The sequence below is a fragment of the Wenjunlia tyrosinilytica genome, assembly GCF_014646055.1.
Taxonomy (GTDB): domain Bacteria; phylum Actinomycetota; class Actinomycetes; order Streptomycetales; family Streptomycetaceae; genus Wenjunlia; species Wenjunlia tyrosinilytica.
Window position 1 is genome coordinate 1 of the sequence record NZ_BMMS01000054.1, and the last position, 22718, is coordinate 22718.

At 67.9% G+C, this 22718-nt stretch carries 20 protein-coding genes and 4 pseudogenes; 18 read left to right on the plus strand and 6 right to left on the minus strand.

Going from position 1 to position 22718, the window contains the following annotated elements; genetic code table 11:
* Nucleotides 1–83: 83 nt before the first annotated feature.
* A pseudogene (locus tag IEY86_RS33590) lies at nucleotides 84–416 on the minus strand (helix-turn-helix domain-containing protein); the annotation flags it as partial.
* Between the two features lie 252 nt (nucleotides 417–668).
* Between IEY86_RS33590 and IEY86_RS38545 the strand changes: the two are divergent.
* The 3 genes from IEY86_RS38545 to IEY86_RS33610 all read left to right on the plus strand — a co-directional run bounded on the left by IEY86_RS38545 (nucleotide 669) and on the right by IEY86_RS33610 (nucleotide 4269).
* Nucleotides 669–1723, plus strand: a protein-coding gene (locus IEY86_RS38545) for an IS630 family transposase (protein ID WP_444545856.1) whose coding sequence is annotated in 2 segments (ribosomal slippage) — nucleotides 669–1100 and nucleotides 1103–1723 — 1053 coding nt in all. Because the reading frame shifts where the segments join, the coding sequence is not laid out codon by codon here.
* A gap of 489 nt (nucleotides 1724–2212) precedes the next feature.
* Nucleotides 2213–3019, plus strand: coding sequence for an ArsR/SmtB family transcription factor (locus IEY86_RS33605; protein WP_189135699.1), 807 nt, complete (start codon nucleotides 2213–2215; stop codon nucleotides 3017–3019).
* Nucleotides 3016–4269, plus strand: coding sequence for an MFS transporter (locus IEY86_RS33610; protein WP_189135700.1), 1254 nt, complete (start codon nucleotides 3016–3018; stop codon nucleotides 4267–4269). The genes IEY86_RS33605 and IEY86_RS33610 overlap by 4 nt, the downstream gene beginning before the upstream one ends.
* Nucleotides 4270–4305: 36 nt before the next feature.
* Here IEY86_RS33610 and IEY86_RS33615 read toward each other — a convergent pair whose 3' ends face one another.
* Together IEY86_RS33615 and IEY86_RS33620 are read right to left on the minus strand one after the other, a co-directional pair.
* Nucleotides 4306–5325, minus strand: a complete 1020-nt coding sequence (locus IEY86_RS33615; RefSeq protein WP_189135701.1) for a beta-ketoacyl synthase N-terminal-like domain-containing protein — start codon at nucleotides 5323–5325, stop codon at nucleotides 4306–4308.
* Entirely contained in the window at nucleotides 5322–6320 is a 999-nt protein-coding gene (locus IEY86_RS33620) for a beta-ketoacyl-[acyl-carrier-protein] synthase family protein (RefSeq protein ID WP_189135702.1), read from the minus strand. Before IEY86_RS33620 ends, IEY86_RS33615 begins: the two co-directional genes overlap by 4 nt.
* 2514 nt (nucleotides 6321–8834) lie before the next feature.
* Here IEY86_RS33620 and IEY86_RS33630 point away from each other — a divergent pair.
* From IEY86_RS33630 to IEY86_RS33665, 8 genes and pseudogenes are all read left to right on the plus strand, one after another.
* Nucleotides 8835–9371: a helix-turn-helix domain-containing protein gene (locus IEY86_RS33630; protein ID WP_189135704.1), complete on the plus strand. Its 537-nt coding sequence runs from the start codon at nucleotides 8835–8837 to the stop codon at nucleotides 9369–9371.
* A gap of 94 nt (nucleotides 9372–9465) precedes the next feature.
* On the plus strand, nucleotides 9466–9855 hold the full coding sequence (locus IEY86_RS33635) for a hypothetical protein (protein WP_189135705.1): 390 nt from the start codon (nucleotides 9466–9468) through the stop codon (nucleotides 9853–9855).
* 183 nt (nucleotides 9856–10038) lie between these two features.
* Nucleotides 10039–10566, plus strand: a complete 528-nt coding sequence (locus IEY86_RS33640) for a hypothetical protein (RefSeq protein WP_189135706.1) — start codon at nucleotides 10039–10041, stop codon at nucleotides 10564–10566.
* A gap of 218 nt (nucleotides 10567–10784) precedes the next feature.
* Complete coding sequence (locus tag IEY86_RS33645; protein WP_189135707.1) at nucleotides 10785–11093, plus strand: hypothetical protein; 309 nt, start codon at nucleotides 10785–10787, stop codon at nucleotides 11091–11093.
* A 162-nt stretch (nucleotides 11094–11255) separates the two neighbouring features.
* Nucleotides 11256–11399 (plus strand): annotated as a pseudogene (locus IEY86_RS33650) (IS5 family transposase); the annotation flags it as partial.
* A 664-nt stretch (nucleotides 11400–12063) separates the two neighbouring features.
* Nucleotides 12064–12465, plus strand: a complete 402-nt coding sequence (locus tag IEY86_RS33655; protein WP_189135708.1) for a Het-E N-terminal domain-containing protein — start codon at nucleotides 12064–12066, stop codon at nucleotides 12463–12465.
* Nucleotides 12466–12529: 64 nt separating this feature from the next.
* Complete coding sequence (locus IEY86_RS33660; protein ID WP_189135709.1) at nucleotides 12530–14767, plus strand: hypothetical protein; 2238 nt, start codon at nucleotides 12530–12532, stop codon at nucleotides 14765–14767.
* A 52-nt stretch (nucleotides 14768–14819) separates the two neighbouring features.
* Nucleotides 14820–16001 (plus strand): hypothetical protein, encoded by a 1182-nt coding sequence (locus tag IEY86_RS33665; RefSeq protein ID WP_189135710.1) that lies wholly within the window; start codon nucleotides 14820–14822, stop codon nucleotides 15999–16001.
* 161 nt (nucleotides 16002–16162) lie between these two features.
* Here the strand turns inward: IEY86_RS33665 and IEY86_RS38645 are convergent, their stop codons facing one another.
* Nucleotides 16163–16351 (minus strand): hypothetical protein, encoded by a 189-nt coding sequence (locus IEY86_RS38645; RefSeq protein ID WP_506016890.1) that lies wholly within the window; start codon nucleotides 16349–16351, stop codon nucleotides 16163–16165.
* 21 nt (nucleotides 16352–16372) lie between these two features.
* Here IEY86_RS38645 and IEY86_RS33670 point away from each other — a divergent pair, with 21 nt between their 5' ends.
* The 7 genes from IEY86_RS33670 to IEY86_RS37180 all read left to right on the plus strand — a co-directional run bounded on the left by IEY86_RS33670 (nucleotide 16373) and on the right by IEY86_RS37180 (nucleotide 21537).
* On the plus strand, nucleotides 16373–17044 hold the full coding sequence (locus IEY86_RS33670) for a PP2C family protein-serine/threonine phosphatase (RefSeq protein WP_506016891.1): 672 nt from the start codon (nucleotides 16373–16375) through the stop codon (nucleotides 17042–17044).
* Nucleotides 17041–18201, plus strand: coding sequence for a protein kinase domain-containing protein (locus IEY86_RS33675; protein WP_189135711.1), 1161 nt, complete (start codon nucleotides 17041–17043; stop codon nucleotides 18199–18201). The genes IEY86_RS33670 and IEY86_RS33675 overlap by 4 nt, the downstream gene beginning before the upstream one ends.
* A 15-nt stretch (nucleotides 18202–18216) precedes the next feature.
* Nucleotides 18217–18924 (plus strand): vWA domain-containing protein, encoded by a 708-nt coding sequence (locus tag IEY86_RS33680; RefSeq protein ID WP_189135712.1) that lies wholly within the window; start codon nucleotides 18217–18219, stop codon nucleotides 18922–18924.
* Between the two features lie 7 nt (nucleotides 18925–18931).
* Nucleotides 18932–19387, plus strand: coding sequence for a hypothetical protein (locus IEY86_RS33685; RefSeq protein WP_189135713.1), 456 nt, complete (start codon nucleotides 18932–18934; stop codon nucleotides 19385–19387).
* Between the two features lie 636 nt (nucleotides 19388–20023).
* The gene (locus tag IEY86_RS37175; RefSeq protein WP_229699001.1) at nucleotides 20024–20434 is read left to right on the plus strand and encodes a hypothetical protein; all 411 of its coding nucleotides are present in this window, start codon (nucleotides 20024–20026) and stop codon (nucleotides 20432–20434) included.
* 406 nt (nucleotides 20435–20840) lie between these two features.
* On the plus strand, nucleotides 20841–21050 hold the full coding sequence (locus tag IEY86_RS33695) for a hypothetical protein (RefSeq protein ID WP_189135715.1): 210 nt from the start codon (nucleotides 20841–20843) through the stop codon (nucleotides 21048–21050).
* 292 nt (nucleotides 21051–21342) lie between these two features.
* Complete coding sequence (locus IEY86_RS37180) at nucleotides 21343–21537, plus strand: site-specific integrase (RefSeq protein ID WP_229699004.1); 195 nt, start codon at nucleotides 21343–21345, stop codon at nucleotides 21535–21537.
* A 140-nt stretch (nucleotides 21538–21677) separates the two neighbouring features.
* Here the strand turns inward: IEY86_RS37180 and IEY86_RS33705 are convergent.
* Together IEY86_RS33705 and IEY86_RS33710 are read right to left on the minus strand one after the other, a co-directional pair.
* Nucleotides 21678–22145: pseudogene (locus IEY86_RS33705) on the minus strand (IS21 family transposase); the annotation flags it as partial.
* A 128-nt stretch (nucleotides 22146–22273) separates the two neighbouring features.
* Nucleotides 22274–22718 (minus strand): annotated as a pseudogene (locus IEY86_RS33710) (hypothetical protein); the annotation flags it as partial.

The following is a 22718-nucleotide window of genomic DNA, read 5'->3' on the forward strand; positions in this document are numbered from 1 at the left end:
AGAGCACACTAAGGAGGAGGAACCCCCTGGCCACGGGGCTGGGGACTCAGCAGGGCTCAGGGGAACTCACGGGATGTCGCACAGAAGGGCTGGCCGAGCTTGGCGGGGCGGGTGGTGGCCGTCTGAATGACGAAGTCCTCGTCATCAGGCTTGAGCAGGCGGGGACGGCCTCCCGCCCACCGAGGGTCCAGGCAGGCCAGGCCGATCTCGTTGAACCGGTGGATCACATCCCGGACGGTGTCCTCGTCGGCCTGCACCAGCTGGGCGATCACCGGCACCCGGTTCCCGCCGGCCGAGGCCAGCAGCATCATCGCCCGCCGGTAGCGCACCGAGCTGGTGCTGCCCCGGCGCACGATCTGCTGCAGCTTCTGCCCCTCCTGATCGGTCAGTCTGCGAACACGGACAGGCTCAGCCACCGCGCCTCCAGCGGTCGGATCGGACGTCACCACACATCCAACCGCCACGACCACCAACCCGGCGAACCAACGCGGTCACACCACTAGCATCAGGAGCCGGATGTCGCTGGTCAGCGGCGGCGCCCACGGTATCGGCCGCACCACGGTCCGGGCCCAGCCCGGGACGGATTCGATGTCCCCTATTACTACTGAGCTTCAAAGCGTGGTGTCGGAGGGGCTGACGGCCCATGATCCCTGCGGTATGCCCACTGCATGAGGTATGCGCAAGGGGGCGGGCTGACCGACGAGCGGCGAGCTTTCCGCGAGAAGTTGAGGATGGAGGCGTGCGAGCGGTTCGTCCATGGCGACGAGAACGCGGTCATCGCGCGCGACCTGCGGGTCAGCGTTCGGTCGGTGCAGCGCTGGCACAGGGCCTGGTCGCAGGGCGGGCCGAGAGCCTTGACCTCCAAGGGGCCTGCGTCATTGCCGCTGCTCAGCGACGAGTTGTTCGCCGTGCTGGAGCAGGAGTTGGCCAAAGGGCCGGTGGCGCGCGGCTGGCCGGACCAGACCTGGACTCTGTCACGGATCAAGACGCTCATCGGGCGCCGGTTCCACAAGAGCTACACCGTGCAGGGCGTTGCTGCGCTGCTCAAGCGGCACGGCTGGAGCTGCCAGGTGCCGGCCCGCCGGGCGGTGGAGCGGGATGAGGCGGCGGTGGTGAAGGAGACCTGGCCGAGCGTGGAAGGACCGTGGCGGCGCTCGGGGCCTGGCTCGTCTTCGAGGACGAGGCCGGCTTCTCGATGACGCCGCCGACCACCCGCACCTGGTCCCGCCGCGGCCATACCCCTGCAGTCCGGGTGCGGGGCCGCTCCCGCCGCCGCTTATCCGTCGCCGCCCTGGCCTGCTACAAGCCCGGCGAACGCTCCCGGCTGATCTACCGGTCCTGCCCCGACGCCCGGCCCGACGGACGCAAGAGCTTCTCCTGGAAGGACTACCGCGACCTCATCCAGACCGCGCACCAGCAACTCGGCGGCCCGATCGTGCTGGTCTGGGACAACTTGAACACTCACCTGACGGCCGGGATGCGCCGCTACATCGCCGAACGGGACTGGCTCACCGTCTACCGGCTCCCGCCCTACACGCCGGACCTGAACCCGGTCGAGGGCATCTGGTCGGTGCTGCGGCGTACCACCACGGCCAACCGCGCTTTCGCCGACCCGCAAGACCTGATCACCGCCGTCCGGCGGGGCCTACGTCAGCTCCAGTACCGTCACGACGTCCTCGACGGCTGTCTCACCGGAACTGGACTGTCGCTCGCCTCACCATGACGACATCACGCTTTGAAAGTCAGTAACAGCAAAACGCCGAAGCGGCCCACGAACTGGAGAGGCGCGGGGCCGAGTTCGGCGTGCGGGTGATTGACACGAGGGCCGACGCTGCCGACGCGGACGCCGCACGTCGCTGGGTCGACGAGGCCCAGGGACGCCCTTCGGTCGGTAGAAGCGGTGGTCACCTCCGCCGGGCATCACCCGGGACCGGCCGCTGGCGCTCATGGAGGACGCCCAGCGGCGACAGGTCATCACCGCCAACCTCGACGGCGCCCACATGTCTGCCGCGTAGTGGTCCCGGCATGATGACGCGCAGCCGCGGCACCACCGTCATCGTCTCGTCGGTCGGGGGCGTGAGTGGGCGCGCGGGCAGACCAACTGCTCCGCGTCCACGGGCAGAATCATCGGCCTGTCCCGTTCACTGGCCAAGGACGTCGGCTGCGTCGGGTTGCAGGTCAAAGCGGTCGTTCCCGATTCACCGACGCTGGCGTGGCGGCGGCCATGACCGACAGGGCCTGCAGGCGCTTGCTGTCGATCGCGCTGCGCCGCATGGGGTGGCCCGACGATGTCGCCGACCTGATATCCGACCGCGCGACGTCCATCCCCGGCGCCGTCCTCAAGGTCGAGGGGGATCTCGCGATCCAGCTCGCGCCGGCGCCTGGACGGCCGACTCCGCCGACGGTCGAACTATTGAGAATAAATCTTTGCATTGATATCTTCTCGCACGTGCCACACCAACGAGAGCTGTCCGACATCGCGTCGCTCAAGGCGCTGGCGCACCCGCTGCGGCAGCGGATGCTGACCCGGCTCCAACGCCGCGGGCCGGCCACCTCCGCCGACCTGGCTGTCGAGTTCGGTGTTGACCGCGGCGCGACCAGCTACCATCTGCGTCAGCTGGCGCGCTTCGGCTTCATTGAGGAGGACGAGGCCCGCTCGACCGGCCGCCTCAAGTTCTGGCGAGCCGCTCCCCAGGACATTCGGCTTCCGCGCCACTCCGCGAGCGCCGACACCGAAACGGCAGCGGGAGAGGTCCTCCGTCAATGGCAGCAGCGTTCGGAACGTGATCTGGCGGCGTTCCTGGCCGACCCGGAGAGCTTCGGTGACGTCGGCGCGGCCGCCCTGCAGTCCTTCGGCAGCACCCTACTCACCGCCGACGAACTGACCCACTTCACCGAGGAGTACATCGCGCTCCTCGACCGCTGGTCCCGGGACCCGGAGCAGGCGACACCCGGCAGCCAGCACATCACCGTGCTCTTCCACGCGTTCCCCACCCCTGACGAGAGGAACCGGTCATGACCGCCTCGACCGAGACGGCAGCCACCGAACGGCCGTCGCTCTGGCGGAACCGGGACTTCCTGGTCATGTGGGGCGGCCAGATCGTCTCCACGCTGGGTGCCCGCTCCAGCACCACCACGCTGCCGCTGCTCGTGCTGGCCCTCACCAACTCCCCCGCCGACGCCGGCATGGTCGGGGCGGCCACCACCCTGCCATACCTAATCACGCAGTTACTGGCCGGCACACTCGTGGACCGCTGGAACCGCAAGACAATCATGGTGGTCAGCGAACTCCTCGCGGGTCTGGCCATCGTGTCCCTGCCGATCGCCTACTGGCTCGGCAGCCTCACCGTGCCCCACATCGCCGTGGCCGCGTTCGTCCAGGGCACCTGCGCCGTCTTCTTCGGACTGGCCGAGCAGGCCGCTCTCCCCCGCGTCGTGCCCATGTCGCTCCTGCCCTCGGCGATCAGCCAGAACGAGGCCAAGAACCGGGGCAGCGCGCTCGCCGGCCCGCCTCTTGGCGGCCTGCTCTTCGGAGTGCATCGCGTCCTGCCCTTCCTGGCCGACGCGGTCTCCTCCCTGATGGCCGCCGTGGGCTTGCTCTTCATAGGGCGCGAGCTGCAGGGCGAACGGACCACGGCACTGCGGCCGTTCTGGCGGGAGGCCACCGAGGGACTGCGCTGGATCTGGTGCAAACCGTTCATCCGCGCCGCCGTCCTGCTGATCGCCTCCAGCAACCTGGTCTTCCAGGCCATCTCGCTGATCCTCATCGTGCTCGCCCAGGACATGGGCGCGTCGTCCAGCGAGATAGGCCTGATGTTCGGCATCTACGGCGGCGGCGGGCTGCTCGGAGCGCTGGCCGCTGGTCGGCTGCACAGCCTCTTCCCACCCACCACTGTCATCATCGGCGCCAACTGGGTCTGGGCCGCGCTCCTGCCCCTGTTCGCTATAGCCCCCGACCCCCTGCTGCTGGGGGTGGTCGGAGGCCTCACCGCGTTCATCGGGCCGATCTGGAACGCCGTGATGTTCACCTACCAGGCCGCCCTCGTGCCCAACGAGATGCTGGGACGGGTCGGGAGCGCGGTCGGGACCATCACCGCAGGCGTGATGCCTCTCGCCTCACTCGGCGCCGGGTACCTGCTCTCCACCATCGGGGCCAAAGGGGCAGTGGTCGTGCTCACCGCGATCATGCTGGGCACCGCCAGCGCCGGCACGGCCAGCGCCGCCGTACGCCATGCCCCACCCCTGCCCGCAGACGACACCACGAAGTGACGACAACCCCGGGTGGGGCCGGCCGCAGCGCCGTGCTCAGGCGTCCTGGGCCGTCACCACAACAAGGCCCACGACGCCAGCCGGGTCCGTGCCCATGACGACACCCGCCCGCCCCCTGGGCCCCTCGGCGTTCCGTCGCCACCCCAAGTGCTCGATCACCTGGACGAGTTGCAGCGCGCTGTGGGCGCTGTAGCAGTCGCCGATCTCGTCCTCGCTCCACATCAGCGGCGCGTCGAGCACGGCCGCCACCGCAGCGCGCTGGGCCCGGTCCACCGCCGCGACGCCGCTCCTGCGCACAGCGACCACATCGACGGCGTCCGACGCGACCGCCGAGCGTCGCAGAACCCCGGCCAACGCGGCGGCGAGTACGTCGGCGTTGGCAGCGTCCACCATGCGTACGGTCACGGCCGCCAGCCGCGCAAGCGGCGCGCGCCCCGCCGTTCGCGCCGTCTCCTCGTCCTCCAGGACGAAGATCGCCGCGCCCTCCCCGGCGTCCCCGGTGTCGCGGGCCGACTGCGCCCACCACACCGCCGGCGCGGTGGCTTCCTCGGATGCGCCCACGAGCATCGTGTCCGCATGCCCGGCGCGCAGGGCCACCTCGCCGTAGCGCAGGGCGAGAACACCGGCCGTCGGGCCGCCCGCCACGGTCGCGTTCGCCGCCTGGGCGCCCAAGCGGATGGCCAGCGCGCCCGCCGCGGTGTTCAGCACGATGTTTGGAAAGCTGGCGGCATCCACGAGGTAGGGGCGAGCCCGGTCGAAACTGTCCGAGCCGAACTCGACCGTGCCGGACACACTGCCGACCGTCGTACCGACGGTGATACCGACCACGCTCCGGTTGTCATCGCCCATCTCGAGCGCCGCATCCTTGATCGCGGCCTCGCACGCGGCCATGACCAGGAGCGCGGAGCGATGGTTGAACCGCGCCACCCGCCGTCCGAACAGCACTTCGGGGTCGAAGTCCTCGACCCGGTGCGCCCGGTAGGAGCTAGCGTCCTGCGAGGCCACCGCATGACCCGGGGTGACCGATGCCATACCGGTGATCACGATCGCCGTCATCGCACACTGCCGAACAAGGTGACCGCGTTGTTGCCGCCGAAGGCAAATCCGTTGTTCTGCGCCACGCGCACAGCACTGTTCCTGCTCCGATTCACCACCAGGTCAAGGTCGGCGAACTCCGGATCCGTGACCTGGTGATTGATCGTCGGGGGGAGGAAGCCGAGGGAGACGCTGAGCGCACAGGCGACGGCCCCGAAACCGCTGGCAGCCCCCATCGTGTGCCCAAGCATGGACTTGATCGAGTTGACCGGCGGCGGTTTCTCGCCGAACACGGCGTGCATCGCACGAGCCTCGACCAGGTCGTTCGTCTTCGTCCCCGTGCCGTGCGCGCAGACGTAGTCGATCTCCTGCGGTGAGACTCCGGCCCTGCGGTGGGCGAGTGCGAAGCAGCGAGCGATGCTGTCGACGTCCGGCGCCACGGGGTGTTTGGCGTCGCACGTCATGCCGTACCCCAACATCTCGGCGTAGATCCGCGCGCCGCGCGACTGAGCGTGCTCCAGCGCTTCAAGTACCAGGGCCACGCCGCCCTCGCCGGGGAGTATGCCGTCGCGGTGCATGTCGAAGGGTCGGCACACATCCGCCGCGAGGGCGCCGATCCGGTGGAAGCCCGCGTGGGTGAAGCGGTTGACGGAGTCGGCGCCGCCCGCCACGGCGACGTCCGCCTCTCCCAGGGTGATCAGGTCGAAGCCGTAGCCGAGCGCGTAGTTCCCGGCCGCGCAGGCGGTACCCAGGGTGATCACCTCGCCAGCGGCGCCGAGTTCGTGTGCCGCGGCCACGCCGAGTTGGGACGCCGGTGCCTGCGCGGCGATCCGTGGCTCCGGCCGGCCCCACCCCCCGCGGTGCCATGCTTCGGCCATGTCCACGAAGGCTGGCATCTCCCCGAACGACGTGCCTATGACGATCGCGGCACCGCTGCCGCAGACGTCGAGTGACGCGTCGTCGACGGCGAGCCGGGCGGCGGACGCCGCGAACAGGGCGGTCCGGAGCCCGCACATCGCGGAGGTCCCGCACGACCGCCAGTGCCGCCAACCCGAGCCCCCTCACCTTCACCCGGACCGCAGATCGGTCGGACGAGATGAGAACGCTTCAAGAATCCCGAAGTTACGTCACTTGGCNTTCCGCAGAACCGACCCGTCGGCCACCTGCGCCTGCCGGTTCCCGCTCGGCCATCAGGTGGCCACCGGCGGCGCCGATGCCCCCGGGGCCACGGCCGTCACGCCGGGCGGCGCGTCCGCGGCGCTGGGGCTCGCGGGTGGCCGCAGTCCTCTCGGCGGCGGGCGCCTTGGGTGCCTCCTTCACGGCCGGCAGCGCCATGCGCACGAGATCGCATCCGGAGGATTCGGGTGTGGCCATGACTGCTCCCATGGGGGGTGCAGGACCAGGCGGCCGGTACCGCTCAGGCGCCGGATCTGGTCGACGAGACGGTTGGTGAACAGGCGGCGGGCGAAGTTCTCGCCGCACTCGGCGATGGCCGTCCGGGACCAGAGCGGGGTCCTTCAGCGCGGCGGTGCGCAGGTCGGTGATCTCGTCGCGAGTGAGCTGCTCGAGGTCGGCCAGCCCGTCCTCGCCCACAGCGAAGGCCTCACGGGCCCGACCCCCTGGTGCCGGGGGCACATGAGCGAGGGAATCGGCGACCTGCCGGGCGACCGCGCGGCTGCTCGGGGGCTGCCAGTGCCCGCCCCAGTCGGCGTGACGCTCCTGCTCGGCCCGCTGGGACTGGCGCCACCAGGCCACGATGGCCTGGCGCTTGGCCGGGGTGTCGTACAGCAGGTGGGCGCCGTTGAGCCGGGCGGCCAGGAACCCCGAAGGCCGGTGCACGCACCGAGCCGGGGCTTCCTGGCTCACCACGGCGATGACCTCGGCCGCGGTCCAGCCGCTGTCGGCGACGTGGCGGACGATCCATGCGATTCGGGGGACCGAGGCGCCTCCGAGCCAGTTGAGCTGCCGGACGAGCTCGAATGCGAGCTGGTGGCGGCGGCCGACAGGGTTGAGCCGACGGCGAGAGGACCTGGCCGACGCCCTCCTCGGGGCGGATGACGGGCACCTGCCGTCCACGAGCTTGCTCTCAGGGGGAAGCCCAGTGGTACCGGTGGAGGGAAGAGCAAAGGAACCCACCCCTGTTGGGGTGCAAGACACCGATACGGAAGCCGCCGCCGGCACAGTGCGCCTGGTGCCCTTCGTGCGCTGCTGGCCCAGCCTGGCGCGGGCCTTCCTTCCCAGTCGCGCCATCTGCGCGCGACGGGCTGCGTCGATGCCTCGCACTGAACGGATGTACCTCTCGGAGGTTCCGGTGCGCAGTCCGAGCGCCTCGTCGAACATCGGGGGGATGGTACGGGTGAACTCCGAGGCCCGGCCGCCCACGCCCCTGACACGGGTCCCCTTGGAGACATAGGCGAGCAGGCCGCTCTCACGCAGCAGGCGCAGGTGGTACTGGACCGTGCGCTCGGACAGCGTCAGCCACAGTGCGATGTTGTCCACTCCCGGGCGGCAATGCTCCTTGAAGCGCGCAAGCACCTGTGCGACGCGCAGCGTGGTCCGGTTCAGCCGTTTGGGCCCGTGGGAGCGGTGATCCGCATAGGGGCCGTGATCGTGGGCCCAGTGCACAGCCTGCAGCCACGAGTACGGATCCGGGGCGATCCGTGCCGGGGTGGTGGAGACCCACTGCCGGGCATCGGGCAGCCGCAGGCCGCAAGCGGCCGCAGCCGGTGGGTCGGCTTGCGCTGGGACGGCGGTCTGGAGAGGCACAGGACAGTCCTGGGAAGTGGTCAGGGCAGCACGGAGGAGGCCCGCAGCCCCCCGGTGCGGGGGCTGGGCCGAGCGGAAGAGGTCATGTCAGGGGTCGCGAACCGTCCTGAACCATCAGCAGCCGGCCGGTTCCATCTGGGCCCGCTCAGCCGGGCGAACCTCCGCTTGCCTGACGGCCGGCGCCGAAGGACGCCCCGCTTCGGGGGCGCCTCGCAGCGCGCGGGTCGGCACGGCCCGCTGCGGGCCGAAGCACACGTCGCATCGGGTCCGGGGCGCAGGCTGCACGTGCTGCTCCTTCAGGCAGGGCCGGAAGACTGAAGACTGCTCTCGCCTCGCGGGCCGGGCCGTTCGAGGCCCGCTGGGGTGTCGGTTCACCGATCTCGGCCACGAGGGGCGTTCTCCCGGGGACGCCTGTCATGGCACGCCCGCATGCCGTGCGGGCGTGCCATGACCTCGGCGGCCGTCGGTGGATGCAGCTGAACTGGCCCGTGAACCGTCGCGACGCACGAAGAACCCTTTCCGCGCTGCATGCCGCCGTTGGCCGCCAACTCCGGCAGCGTCGGGGCCCGAGCAGGTACTTGCCGTGCGTGGATGCCGCCCCCTCGGAGGATCAGATCTGAAACATAGACGTACGATCCTCGGTGATTCAAGTACACAACTGAATATTGGCCGTGTCGGGGGCATCAACGACACACCCTCCTTGACCGTCGCCTTCAGATGTGACGTCATGGCTGGGGACCATCCTCACGGCATGATTGGTGGCCATGGAGCAACGCGACCTTCAACGGCTCGGGCAGGCACTCAAGCAGGCCCGCAAAAGGCTCGACTGGAGCCAGTCCACAGTCGCCAAGCAAATCCGGGTCAGCGTCGCCGTGGTCTCTGATGTGGAGAACGGCGCCGAGAGGCAGCGCGTAACGCGCACCATGCGCGACTACGCGGAACTGGTCGGATGGCCGGCGGGGTCCGTCGAGTCGGTCATCGCGGGCGGTGAACCCCTCGAACCCCAGACGCCGCCCCGGCCCGGACCCGAACAGGCTGCGGCCATCGACGACCTGGGCATGCGGCACCAGTTGCCGTGGGGTGTCGCGGATGAGATCGAGAACGGTCACGTCCTGGGCGCCCAGACAAGACGCCTCCCGAGCGGGGGGCTGTTCATCGCCGTTGTGGTCGCACCGCCGGACGCCACGACCGAAGCACGCCGACAGCAGCACCGGGAAGGCATCGAGCTCTTCGACAGCATGGACACCGGCCCTGACAAACCAGACGTAGCCCAAATTCCTCCGGGATCGGACTCGACCTGACCACTACCGGCCGCCCTCTCCACATCATCCGGCGAATTGTGTGCTTGGATCACCGGCTGTGGAGCCAGCTCGAACTGGGGATGGGAGAGGCCGGATGAACATCCTTGTGGAACGCCAGGAGATGCCCGAGCCGGAGGTGAGGATCGAGCAGGGCGCGGACCACGTCAAGGTCACCGTCTGCTCCAAGCAGCTCAAGAGCGACTTCGGCGCCCGGCAGCTCGAGGAGCTCTTCAACACGCTGGTTCCCGAGTGGGAACCGCTGCTCCCAGGAGCCGAGCGGACCACCCCGGTGGTCAAGGTACAGGTCAAGTGCATCTCCGGCACCCCGGACGGCCGCTTGGTCTGGGCCAGGGACGAATGGCTCGAGCAGGTCTTCTGCCTCCACGAGAAGGTGATGACCCCGCTGGGCTGCGAGCTTCTGGAAGAGCAGTTTCAAGACATCACACAGAGGTGGCAGCGCCGCCACCGCCCCGAAGCTCAGTAACCGGACACGCCATGCGCCCTCAGCTTGACTCTGTCGGGGATCTTGGAGTTCCTTTGCATGACGGGGGACACACCGAGCATGCACATCAGGTCTTCCGGGCACCGGAAGACGAGCGGGACCACGGACTCCCGAAGGGGAGCTCTCGTGGACAACCTCAAAGGTCCGCAGAAGGGTGGAAGTGACATGCGCTCTGCGCGTCACGCCTTCGTGGGGGTCACGGCCATGGCGGCCGTCCTCTCACTGTGCACTGCTACGGCCCATGCAACAACCACGGCACCAATTGCGCAGAACCAGAAGGGATACGTGCAGCTTGACGGCGGTAAGGCCGACTGGGTCTCCCTCGAGTACATCGAGAAGCACCCGGGTGTGGTTCCCGGCATCTCCCTGAAGAAGAGGTCGTCGAGCGACGCGGGCCCCTACAGCACCCACAAGTGCGATGACGTGGTGTGCCTCGACATCACGGGCAAGAAGCTGCACATCGACAAGTGGTCCACGCAGGCAGTGGGGAACGTCGGCTGCAGCCAGGCCACGTTCGACTTCTTCAAAGGCGGCTACGCCGACCGGAACGGGCGGATCATATGCCCGGACGGCAGCGGCCCGGGTGTCTACTTCGACAACGCCGGCCCGACCGGTTGGTACAGGGGCGGCACCGAGGTGTGCAACTACTCGCAGAGGATGCCCGGTTCCCCTTGTGCGGAGATCCACGACTGACCCTCGCACCGAGCGGTAGGTGAACCCGTGAGTGACGTCCCGTGAACGACGTCGAGGTTCTGGCAGGAGAGCGCCCCGAGGACGGGCTGACGTGGCGCGTGACGGCGGGCAGACGCCCCCGGAACTCTGTGGGAGTGATGGTCTCGTACAACCGGGGAGGCATCCGTGCCTCGACCGGCTTCCGCCGCGGTCCCGACCGTGCGGACAGGAACGCGATCATGACGCTCGGGCAGTCAGAAGGACTCCCTGCCTTCGTCGTGGGCTGCGCCCTGCCCGACGTCACGTCGATCACGGCTGAGCTGGACGACGGGGTCGACCAACCCGTGCCGCTGTCTCCCGTGATCGAGCCATTCGGGCTGCGATTCGCCGCCGCACCTGTGCCGGAGGGAACGGCACTGGTGGCATACCGGTACGAAACCGCCTCGGGGGCCCACCGCTCCTCTCTCGGTTCCTTCGATGGGCTCGGGACGGATCGGGATCAGGCCCCGGCAGGCTGGAAGCCTCTCGCCGGAAACGGAAACGACTGAGGCAAGGTGCGACGCTCCGGGTGACCGCACCACCACACGTGTGACCACCCGGAGACGCGTCCCCCAAGGACCACTGACCGGGCGGACCGGCCGTTGATGTGAGCGCGGCAGGAACAGGACTCGCCCTCATGGTGAGCACCTCGCCGCGCGGCCGACCCAACCGGTTGGATCATGATGCACCGCCGCCTCGCCCGGGACTACGAGACCAAACCCGCCCACTCCGAGAGCATGATCCGCCTCGCGATGATCTCTAACCTCGCGAAACGAGCAACGGGCGAAACGCCTATAACTTGGCACAACCCATGAACTATCCTATCTTCAACTGGAACGTCCTCTGAAGAGCTGGTGCGTCTGAGCTGGCCCCGGCGGTAGGAGCCCGCCATCGGGCCCTGCCTCATCGGGACGCATCCGGCTCGGCTGCCTTGGGGGAATCGAGTGATCGCCCTGGCCGCGGGTCAGCGGGCTGCTTCGAGAACGACGCCCCATGCTCAGCTCGGCGCTCGTGCATCGGCCGCCCCGTTCACCGATGTCGCCCATGGACTGATGCAGGTGGGCACGGAAGCTGCGGGGGCGTGGCCGAACGACCGCCCGGAGAGACCCAGAGGACTGGTCGGCCCACACCATCGTGTCCTTGAGGGCAACAGCTGCGCTCGAGGTAGACGCAGATGACCACGGCGAGTTTTCGCAGTTCAGTTTGTCGTCGACCATAAGTTCGACGACCCATGCCAATACACAGAGCCACGCCGGAACGGCCAGCTCACGCGACTGCTCCGTCTTCCGCGACGACCTTGAGTCCGCCTTCACAGTCGACGCCCAAATCTTGGAGTCTGGGTCCCGAATGGGCTCTTTTCGGCCAAGCTGACGCAATTCGCTGTGGCGGCCGGGGCCGCTTCTTACCCTGGGTTGCCGCACGCACAGCAGTGCTTCAGGCACTCCATGTGCATGGACATATCAACGGGGGAGCCCTGCAGTGGACCCAATCACCGCGACCGCTATCGCCGCCGCAGCCATCGCGGCCAAGGGGGCGCTGGAATCCGCAGGCGGTGAGGCTGGCCGCGCGTCGTGGGCGGGCGCATCCAGCCTGGTCGAGCGGATCAGGAGGCGGTTCGGTGGCGACAGCGAGGCCGAGCGTGCCCTTGAGGAAGCCCAGCAGCACCCGGCAGACGAGACCGCAGTTGCTGGCCTCCAGCAGATGGTGCATGCGTACATGTTGCGCGACCCGGCGTTCCAACGGGACCTCAGGCGCATGGTCGACGCCGCCGTCGCCGCCCAGAGCACGGGCGGCCGGGGCAACGTCAACGCGGCAGTCATCAAGACGGTCCAGGTCAACCACGGCAAGGTCGAGGTCCAAGGGGACCTGAACTTCAACTGACGCTCGCAGCTGCGATCGGCAACCCACCACACCAGCCCCGAACAGCCGGAAAGACCGAACGACCATGACTGAACGTCCCGCCGCCGAGTTGGGGGCACCCGGCCCTGAGGACAGCGGACCCGACGGCACAGGTTTGATCTCGGGCTTATCGCCCGACGTCGAGGGCCCTCTCAGCGAATCGGACGCCCTGCGGCAACTCGCGTCCGGCGGGGATGACAAATCTGAGCGCGAGGAGGCCGCACGGGTTGCCGCCATCGCCGAGATGATCACCGAGCGCCTGCAGAAGGACGCGTCAGGACTGAGCATCGGCACCCTGGCGCTGTTCAACGACTCTGTGTCGTTCGGCGGTGGATTCAACTCCGGGGGGCGTACCAGCAGTGGCCCGTCCACGGGGGACAGGGGCGGACTGGTGCGCATCGAAGACGACGAGCAGGCCGAACACATCGACGACTACATACAACCGGTCGGATACGACGATGCACTGAGCATCCTCCGTGACCGCCATCTGCTGGTCATCGCCTCGGCAGCGGGAACTGGCCGGGAGGCCGCCGCCGTCAACCTGGTCGCCGAGGCCTTGGCGTTCACCGGCGGCGAGCAGAGCGGGTTCTGCCACCGGGTCACCGATCCGGCGGCCGTCATCGCTGCCGACTGGCTACCCACCCGACAAGGCTCCGGGTACATGCTGATTCTGGACGAGACGGGGGCACGGACAGGGCAATGCGTCCGCGCGATCGACATCGACTGGCTGACGTCCACGGCCGCTAGGCTCAAGTCGGCCAGCAGTTTCATGGTGATTGTGACCGGACCCCCGCAGGGTGCACTCGCCAGGGCGGCGGAACGATCCGATTACGTGGTACGGGAGTTGGGCGAGGTAGATCCCGTCGCCCTCCTTGAGCGTCGTGTACTTGGGCACACGTCCGAGCCCGGCGATATAGCCAAGCTGCACCGGCTGCTCACGGAATCTGGCGCCCTCAGCGCACTGCGCGAGCAACCCGCACCCGGTACAGCGGTTCGACTGGCGTCGGTGATCCGGGGGGGCGGTGATCTGGCCCGTGAAGTCGCGGCACTGCGGGATCCCAGTATCCAGGTGCACAAGTGGTTCACCCGGCACGACGAACCGGCCGCGGTGTGTTTCGCGTTAGCCGCCGCCGTACTGGAGGAGTCGAGCTATCTAACGGTCTCCGACGCAGCGCTGCAGCTCCATGCTGCCGTAGAGCCCACGGCCGGACCGGCTCCTGACATCAGGTTCCGGGACCGGCTGGCCCACGAGCAGCCGTGGATCCAGATCGTCCTGCCCGATGGCGTCGCCGACGTGCACCGCGCGACGCCGCCCCAGGTCCGATTCCGCAGCCCGCTGGTGCGCCAGGCCGTACTCACCTACGCCTGGACGTATCTGGACGGACACCGGGCCGTCGTCCTGACATGGCTGCGCAAGCTGCTCACCCAGCAGGATGTCGAGGTCCGGGCCAGGGCCGCCGTGGCCGCGGGCATCACCGCCCGGGGGGATCACCGTCATGCACTGCACCGATATCTGCAGTCGTGGGCGGGAAGCCAGTCGTGGCCGCTGCGGCAGGCCGCCGCCACCGCGCTCGCAGTCATTGCGGGACGGCCGGAACTCACCGAGCCCGTCTGGGCGCTGCTCAACGAGTGGGTCTCCGATGGCAGCTCTCCCTTCGAACGGCGGCTAGTCAAGACCGCGGCCACAGCGGTCGGGGGGGTCCTCGGCAAGCAAGATCCTGAACGGGCCACCACCGTGCTCCGGGCGGCCCTGGACTGGCGTGATGACTGGGGGAATCTCACCCCGGTGGCCTGGAGCACCGTCCATCTCATCAATCAAGGATGTGCCCGGGAAGTACTCGAGGCACTGCTCGACTGGTCCGCTCCGCAGGACCTCTCGCCGATGGTGTCCAAGACGCTCTCCGTATTCCTCTTCGTTGCCCGGCAGCCGTACGCGGGCGAGGACCCGTCTCCCCTTGCCGCCGGACACAGCCGAGAGATGCCACGGCTCCTGCGTCAGGCAACGCAACTGCACTCGGAATTGGCGGAGCTCTGGGCACGCGCGCTGGCTCGGAAACCCGTGCAGACCCATGCCCTGGAAGCGATGCGGGAGTGGGTCGACACCCACGCCGGAACGGACCGGGCAACCCTTGCTGCGATCCAGTCCATCCTCGTCGACATCGCCTGCCGACCGGGCAAGCACCGGCAGCGGATCGAATACCACCTGGGGCACTGGGCCGCCGATCGCAACCGCCCGTCCCGCAACGCCGCCGAGTTGCTGAGCGTCGTGAAACGGGCGACATGAGGTCCGCACGGCCTGCGACTTCGACTGAAGTGTCAGCTCTCTGGAGGAAGCCATGCATCAGCTGACCTATGACCCGATCGTCGACAGCCAGGACCTCTCCCCCGTCCGACTACTCAGCCCACTGCGGTCACCGGCACCCGGCCACGCCCTGGTCCTCGTGCCCTACCGCGGGCCCGCGGTCACCGTCGAGCCGGGGGACGAGATCCCGTCCGCACGATTCGGCACGTACCGGAAGGTATTCACCGTGGACACGGGCGACCGCCGGCTCGTCCTCAGCATTCCGCTGCTGAGCCGGGACGCCACCTTCGCCTTCCAAAGCACCGTGGGTCTGACCTGCCAGGTCATCGATCCCGGCGAGATCGTGGCCCGTGGCATCCACGATATGAGCGGCGCCCTCTTCGGGCACATGCGGCGCATGATGCGCGGCGTCTCGCGGCACTACGACATCGCTGAGTTCCACGAGGCCGAAGCCGCTCTCAACGACGCGGTGCGGGACTTCCCGGGCGACACCGCGATCCAGCTCCGCAACATCCACGTCGAACTGCTCGTCGACGCCGACGAGGCGGCAACCAGCGGACGGAAGTACCGAGATGTCGTACGCGAGACCAGGCTCGCCGGTATGCGGCGTCAACGGCACCTGGACATGATGCACGAGCACGGGGTGGAGGGGTTGCTCGCCGAAATCGTGGAGAGGGAAGGCCCGCAGGCGGCACTGACGTGGATCGAGAAGGCTGAGGCCGCCGAGCGTGCGGAGCTCCTCAAGACGTTCCACATGGTGCTCGAGCGCGGCGACGCCGACCGGGAGCCGTTCGAGATCGCGGAAGCCGAACGCGATGTGATGAGCCGTGTCCTCGGTGGTTCCACGGCTCCGTTCGGCGGCACCAGAGGCAGCCGGTTCCGTGGCTCGCTCGCCTCGGCCGACCCGGACCATCCGGCGGGGAAGACTGCCGATCCCGCACGGTGTACCACGGGAACCACAAGGGAGGCCGCGCCACACCCCCGGACCGCGTTGGGCAGGGTTGTACCCGCCGAGCCGAGCGGCCCGCCAGACGATGAGCCGCTCGGCGGAACCGGTGAGCCGCCGCCTCGCCGATACGACCCGCGGCTCCGCGCAACGGCCCCCGAGCCAGAGCCTGCACCGGCCCCGCCGCCTCCGCCCGAGACAACACCAAAGGTTAGCCGCGTACGCGGCGCCCGGCCGGGACGCACATCCCCAGGTGGTGAAGGGTGGTGACCCTCCGGGTTCAACAGCACCTCCAAGGTCAAGGGCCTGTGCCCCGGGCTGCCTCCTTGCAAATCGAGCCGGGCCTCGTGGCTCTGAGCGTCTGGACGGAGCGCAAGCCACGCCAGGGGGAGGACGCGGAACCGCTGATAGTGCACCACCGGCCCACTGGCTCAGGCCTTCTCGCCGTCTTCGACGGTGCTGGCGGAGCTGGCTCCGGGACAGCATGGCATGACGGTCAGAATCAGATCCGCACGGGCGCGTGGGTGGGGTCCCGGGTCGCTCGGCTCGGCGTCGAGTCCTGGTTTGCGCATCACATCGTCGGCGGTACGGCGGTCGACGCCGATTCCCTGGAGGACCATCTCCGATGGTTGCTCAGCCGGATGACCACACCGGCGCGCAGCAAGGTCATGGGCAAGATGCGCAAGCAACTGCCGACCACGATGGCCGCCTTGCACTACGGCACCGTCAAAGGCCAGACTGTCTGCGAGGCTCTGTGGGCCGGCGACTCCAGGGCGTACGCCCTCACAGTCGACGGGGGGCTGCGGGCGCTCACCCGCGACCACACCGTGGACACGAACGCCCTCACCCAGCTCATCCAGGACCCGCAGATGACAAACATCCTCTGTGCGGATCAGGCCTTCTTCGTGGACAGCCATCAGGTACCTCTCGCCCAACCCTGCGTGCTGCTCTGCGCGACGGACGGGTTCTTCGGATATGTGCAGACCCCGGGCGACTTCGAGCATGTGCTGTTGTCCACGCTGCACCGCGCGGCAAGTCTGCAGGACTGGTCGCAGCGTCTGGCCACAGCCGTGGAGTCCTACACGGGAGATGACGCCTCGCTGGCACTCGCCGCCATCGGCTACGGCGGCTTCGAGCAGATGCGCGAGCAGTTCGCGCCCCGGTACCGGCAACTCGACGACTGGGCACGCACCATGCCCGACCCCGGCGACCTGGAGGCCATCCGCCACTGGCGCGAGGCCGGATGGTCGTGTTACCGGATCGACTACGAGGCGTGGATGCCCGGCCTTCCCGTCGAGGAGCAGGACGCATGAAGCACAACGAGGTCGTCAACGGCTACCGGATCGTCAACTCGCCCACGAACGCGGGCGGCGGAAAGTGCATGTGGGCCTTCGCGGAAAAGAGCGGCAAGCCGTACTTCATCAAGCAGTTCCTGTCCCCGAAGCGACCCAAGCCGGACGCGGGAGGCAGCGAGCGCAGCAAGCAGGTCCGCCTCGAGGCTTGCCGCGAGTTCGAGCAGCGCCATCGCGGGATCATGAAGCTACTGAAGCCGGACATGCCCGGTGGTGGACATCTGGTACTCGCGACAGACTTCTTCGCCCACGGCAGCACTTACTACAAGGTCACGGCACGCATTGACACATCGACCCTGGAGAAGCCGCAGCTCCTCGAATCCCGACAGAAGTGCATTCTCCTCAAGACGCTCGCGGTGAGTCTCCAGCTTCTGCACGAGATCGACGTCGTACATGGAGACCTCAAGCCGGCCAACGTCCTGGTGCAGAAGCGAACCGGAAACGCGTTCCACATCGCGAAACTGATCGACTTCGACGACTCCTACCTGACCGGGAAACCACCGGACCGCGAGGAGATCGCCGGCGACTCGCTGTACGGCGCGCCCGAATGGCGACGCTATGTGCAGGACGACGGGTCAGTGAAGGCCGAGCAACTGACGACCGCAGTGGACATCTTCGCTCTCGGCCTCATGACGCACTACTACTTAACAGGTGCGCTGCCGCAGCACAGCGAGCGCTTTGACTCCCCCGCTGACGCGGTCAGCGCGAAGGAGAAGCTGGAGCTTGATCCGCGCCTCACCGATCGCATGCGCAATCTCGTACTGGCGATGACCTCCCGCGCCCCGGCATCCCGTCCGCGCATCGCGACGGTGATCTCCACACTCAAGGACTCAAAAGTGTGCGACCTGGTACAGCGGCCACCCGCCACGTCCGCGGCGTCAGCCACGGAAGCCTCGTCGAATCCCCTCAAGGAGGACAGGGATTTCCCGTCGCCCGGTCGCCTGCGTACCAACATCAAGGGCACTCCCCGGCCCCGGCGGGAGCCCAGCTCGCCACGCCCGGAGACACCATCAGCCGCCACCGGCGCCGAGCCCACCGCACCCGGGGGCAGTTCCAAGGCGTCTGACGCCTCCAGGAAGTCAAGAGTTCGCATCAACCTGGGCGACCGCCGCAAGTGAAGAGGGAGAAGATCAATGAGCTCAGCCGCCGACCAGTACCGGGGCAATCTCCAGTACGCCGTGGACATCGTGCTATGCATCGACGCGACTGGCAGTATGAAGCCCGTCCTGGGTTCGGTGAAGTCCAGCGCCATGACCTTCCAGCCGCGTCTGGAAGCAGTGATGCAGGAGAAGGGCAAGTCGATCAGCCAGCTGCGCATCAAGACCATCGCGTTCCGTGACTTCGGTCACCAGGAGGACGACGCGATCGAGTCGACAGACTTCCTGCGGCTGCCCGAACAGACTGAGACGTTCCGCACGTTCCTCCACGGCATCGACGCAACCGGCGGAGGAGACGTGCCGGAGTCGGGTCTCGAAGCGCTGTCCCTGGCCGTGTCGTCACCGTGGGAGAAGGGCCTCGACCGGCGGCGGCATGTGATCGTCATGTTCACCGACGCCCCGGCCCACCCACTGGGAGGGCCGCACTCCTCCCTCCAGTCGTACCCGGCGTCCATCCCGCCCAGCAGTGACGACCTGCTCGAGCAGTGGGGCTACCCCAGAAGTCAAGAAGCTTTGATGGAACAGTCCGCCAAGCGTCTGGTGCTCTTCGCCCCCGACCAGGAGCCGTGGACCGGGATACAGGAAGACTGGGACATGGTCCTCCACTTCCCGTCCAAGGCCGGTGACGGGCTCCAGGAGTTCGAGATGGACCAGATCATCGACACCATCGCCAACAGCCTGTGAGTTCGGGATGAGCGACCAGTACAGCAACGGCATCGCATGCACGGAGGCCGTTCTCTCCCGCCGGTACGACCGCCTTGAGATCAATTGGGCGCACCGCGGTCTGCTGGACCTCCCGGTCGCATGGTGCCAGAAGGCAGACGTCAGCGACATCGAGGGCGGTCCCGACGTCCAGATCGTCCTGCGGTTCGCCCCACAGGCGGCGGAGGGCCAGCCACCCCAGGGGCAGATCGCGGTACGACTGCACGCTAGTGGCGGCAATGCCCTGGCAGCCCGCGAGTTCGCGGAGACCCTGCGGCGTGAGCTGAGCCTTAGGGAGCAGGACGACGAAGTCTGCGCCCCCCCTCCGGAGCTGGCCCACGTGCCCCAGCAGCACGCCGATTGGGTCAACTTCGGTCCGGGCCGGGATACACAGGAATTGTTTGAGGCGGTGCGACGACGTTTGGTACCCGAATCCAGCCAGTGACCCCCTCCGAGGAGGAGAAGGAACGCAATGGCGGGCCCGACTTGGAAATGCACCGCTTGCGGTACGTACAACGCGGTCAGTAGGCGCGCCTGCATGATCTGCGACTCGTCCGCACCCACGCCTCGAAAGCGGCCTGCGGCGCCGACCGGGACTTCGTGGACCTGTCCGGAGTGCGGGACCAACAACAAGCCAGGCGCCCCGGCGTGCATGGTCTGCGACGCATCCCGGAAGGAGGCTGCCCGTCCCAAGCCCGCCAAGACCTCTCCAAAACCCGGCTCTCCGTCATCACCGCGGAAGTCAGCGCCGCGCACTTCAACAACCGGTGGCGGACCGAAGAAGACAGGAACCCCCCCACGTCCACACCCGCCCCCGGGTCCCCGCTCAGCTCCGAAGACACATTCGAAGCCTCGTCCCACAAGCACGCCCTCGCCCGGTGGCGCACCGCGCCGTGCGACTTCGGCCGCGCCTACCGAGGGACTCTTCTATCCAGGCGCCACCGGCGGGTACTCGCCTCCGGCCACCCCTCGTCCTCCGCCGCCCGCCCCGCCTCCAAGTCATCCCACGTTCACACCGACCCCACTGCCCGTCACGGGGTCCGGTGACAGCTGCCTCAAGGCGTTCCTTATCAGCCTAGTCTTGCTGATCTTCGCACCGTTGTCGCTGGAAGGTTGCGGGAAGATGTTCGAGTCATCAGCGAGTCCTGATGATTCGGCGACTCCCAGCGCCTCGGCCGACCTGCAACCCTGTCCTTCGCGCATCGAGGTCGAGCTGCCCTACGGAGAGGGCGCGGTCCTGGTGAAGGCCTACCGCACAGAGGACAAACAGATCACTCTGTGCCGTACACCAGACGACATCCTCTACTACTACGGCGAGTTCACCGGCCGCCCTGAAACCGGTATCGCCATGCCTGCCCAGGAGACATCGGACGGCTTCACCGCCGAGAACACGCCATATCACTACGAAATTCACGGCTACACGGTCACCGTCACCAGGAACGGGGCGTTGATCGGCGAGGAAGGCCTCACCGTCGAACCATCGCCGCGCTGACGAAGTACGCGCGGTCAAGGGAAAAGGGCAGGAACGCCGCCTGAGTCCGACTGGGCCCAGTCGAGCCGCCTGGGCAGACACGCAGCCGACGCTCGCGCCAGCCCTCACAACCACCGCCCCGCACACCGACGCGGCACTGCCAGCCATCACCGACGACAACTACGTCTGGGTGAACAACACCGCCGCTGAACCAGCGTCATTCGCTCACGGAGGGTCTGTCCAGCCAACGGCTCTGGCCCGTAATCGGTGGTGACGCTGGGTATCTGTCAGGGCAGGAGGATGCGGTGGCGGAGGAGGTCGAACCCTGCTCGGCCGTGCATCTGGCGCATGATCTTCTGAAAAGTTGCGTGGAATCTGCCGGGGGTGATCATGTCTCCCCTGTGCAACCACGGACTTGGGAGATGCTTTGAGCGGCACGATGGTGCTCACGGAGAAGTGGCCGGTGTGCGGCCGGCACGAGCAGGCGGCGGCCTGGCTGACGATCTGGACGGACCTCGGACGCGCCCCGCGCACGATCGACGCGTACGGCCGAGGGCTGGCCGAGTACCTGGTGATGTGCGAGCGCGAGGGCGTCGACCCGGTTACCGCGAATCGTGCCATGTCGCGGTTTACATAGAGGAGTTGACCTCGCGGCCGCATCGCCGGGGCTCGAACGTGATCTCGATCGACTCGGGGGGCGGGGCTGTCGAACGCGACGATCCAGCAGCGGCTGGTGCCGGTGCGCCTGTTCTACGACTTCCTCATGGAAGAGGGGGTACGCAAGCGGTCGCTATACCCCGGGTCGACGAGGCAGCGGCCATCAGCGCGGCATGGTGCCGCGGTTGACGAAGCTGCCGTGGATTCCTGGCGAAGAGCGGTGGCTGCGGATCCTGGAGGTGGCCCGGCGCAAGTCGGTACGCAACCGGGTGATGCTCGCCCTGGCCTACGACGCGGCTCTGCGGCGCGAGGAACTCTGCTCGCTGCGGACCGATGATGTTGATCCGGCCCATCGGACGCTGCGGATACGGGCGGAGACGACGAAGAACCAGCTGGAGCGGGTGGTGCCGTACTCGGCGTCGACTGGTGTGCTGCTGTCAGAGCACGCGGTCCGGCTGGGCGTGTGACTGTCGGACGTCCGCAGCAGGTGGCGGAGAAGGACCCTTCGTCGACGCTGGAGGAGGATTTTTGCTCGCCCGCCTCCCGGTTCCCGGACGTCGAGCGGCAGTACGAGGGCGCGGTCCCGGCATGCGAGTGGATCGCCACCGACGATCCGGAACCGGGACCAGGCCAGCCAGGCGCAGAACAGCGTCGTCCTGCGCCCGCCGATGACCGGCCCGTCGCCGAAGTCATATTGCAACCACAGCCCCGGCTCGGTCACCCAGGGCCGGTAAACTCGCCGCCGACCGGCCCTGAACTGGGCCTTTGCCTCGGCGACAGTGCGGCGGGTGGTGCGTTCCCCGCCGGTGAAGCCCATCGCGACGATCCTCTTGTGGACCACGTCCGCGCGGATCCGGCCCTGCGAACGGACCACCAGCTCCTCGATCTTCGGCAAATAGTCGTCGATCGCGCGGGAACGGTGACGGCGCTGTTCCGGATTCCGGCCCGCGGCCCGCATCTTCACGTACCGGGCCACCGTGTGATGGTCGCACCCGGCCAGCTCGGCCGCAGCACGGTAACTCCCCGTGAGGTCGTACGCCTCCAGGATCTCCATGATCTCCCTGCTGTTCTTCACCCGCTCGACCCTCGCCGAACGAGATCTGGATCTTGCACGCGGGGCGATATCTGGCCGTACTCGGGGAAGCCAATGGCCATAGATTTCGCTGTAAGTGGCCGCCAGCGGGGAGCTTACGAAGGCCGCCGTCAGTTCACCAGAGCGGCTGTCACCGGGACTATCAGCATCAGCCACGACAGACCCACCAGCGGCTTCAGGACATCTGCAGCTACGCGGTACCGGGATCGAGCCGGTGCCAGGTCCCACACGCCGACTTTCCTCAGCAGACCGCTCTCCCACGCCGCCAATCCCGAGGCCACGGCATATGCCAGTGCATAGGACATCTGCAGGGATTGAGAAACGGTCGTCGGTGCGTAGCCGAAACCCCTGGCCGGTGCTGCGCCACCCATGAAGCAGTAGAACAGGGGGACGGCCAGGGCGAACAGGGCGACCCTCAGAGCGCTACTGGAACGCTGGTGCGAAGTCTCAAGAGGAGATCTCCAGGGAACAGTGAGCTTTTTCAGCGCGGTCACTGATCGGGTGACGGAATCGGCGCCCGCAACGCACGCGGCTCCCGTGCCGTTGGGGGAGGTG

Excerpts from the sequence above, each read along its gene's own strand:
- IEY86_RS33685 (WP_189135713.1), top strand. The coding sequence starts at position 18,932 with ATGAGCGACCAGTACAGCAACGGCATCGCATGCACGGAGGCCGTTCTC.
- IEY86_RS33680 (WP_189135712.1), top strand. The coding sequence starts at position 18,217 with ATGAGCTCAGCCGCCGACCAGTACCGGGGCAATCTCCAGTACGCCGTG.
- IEY86_RS38645 (WP_506016890.1), bottom strand. The coding sequence starts at position 16,351 with ATGGTCCTCCAGGGAATCGGCGTCGACCGCCGTACCGCCGACGATGTG.
- IEY86_RS37180 (WP_229699004.1), top strand. The coding sequence starts at position 21,343 with ATGCTCGCCCTGGCCTACGACGCGGCTCTGCGGCGCGAGGAACTCTGC.
- IEY86_RS33610 (WP_189135700.1), top strand. The coding sequence starts at position 3,016 with ATGACCGCCTCGACCGAGACGGCAGCCACCGAACGGCCGTCGCTCTGG.
- IEY86_RS33635 (WP_189135705.1), top strand. The coding sequence starts at position 9,466 with ATGAACATCCTTGTGGAACGCCAGGAGATGCCCGAGCCGGAGGTGAGG.
- IEY86_RS33615 (WP_189135701.1), bottom strand. The coding sequence starts at position 5,325 with ATGACGGCGATCGTGATCACCGGTATGGCATCGGTCACCCCGGGTCAT.
- IEY86_RS33645 (WP_189135707.1), top strand. The coding sequence starts at position 10,785 with ATGACGCTCGGGCAGTCAGAAGGACTCCCTGCCTTCGTCGTGGGCTGC.
- IEY86_RS33670 (WP_506016891.1), top strand. The coding sequence starts at position 16,373 with ATGACCACACCGGCGCGCAGCAAGGTCATGGGCAAGATGCGCAAGCAA.
- IEY86_RS33630 (WP_189135704.1), top strand. The coding sequence starts at position 8,835 with ATGGAGCAACGCGACCTTCAACGGCTCGGGCAGGCACTCAAGCAGGCC.
- IEY86_RS33640 (WP_189135706.1), top strand. The coding sequence starts at position 10,039 with ATGCGCTCTGCGCGTCACGCCTTCGTGGGGGTCACGGCCATGGCGGCC.
- IEY86_RS33620 (WP_189135702.1), bottom strand. The coding sequence starts at position 6,320 with ATGTGCGGGCTCCGGACCGCCCTGTTCGCGGCGTCCGCCGCCCGGCTC.
- IEY86_RS33675 (WP_189135711.1), top strand. The coding sequence starts at position 17,041 with ATGAAGCACAACGAGGTCGTCAACGGCTACCGGATCGTCAACTCGCCC.
- IEY86_RS33660 (WP_189135709.1), top strand. The coding sequence starts at position 12,530 with ATGACTGAACGTCCCGCCGCCGAGTTGGGGGCACCCGGCCCTGAGGAC.
- IEY86_RS33665 (WP_189135710.1), top strand. The coding sequence starts at position 14,820 with ATGCATCAGCTGACCTATGACCCGATCGTCGACAGCCAGGACCTCTCC.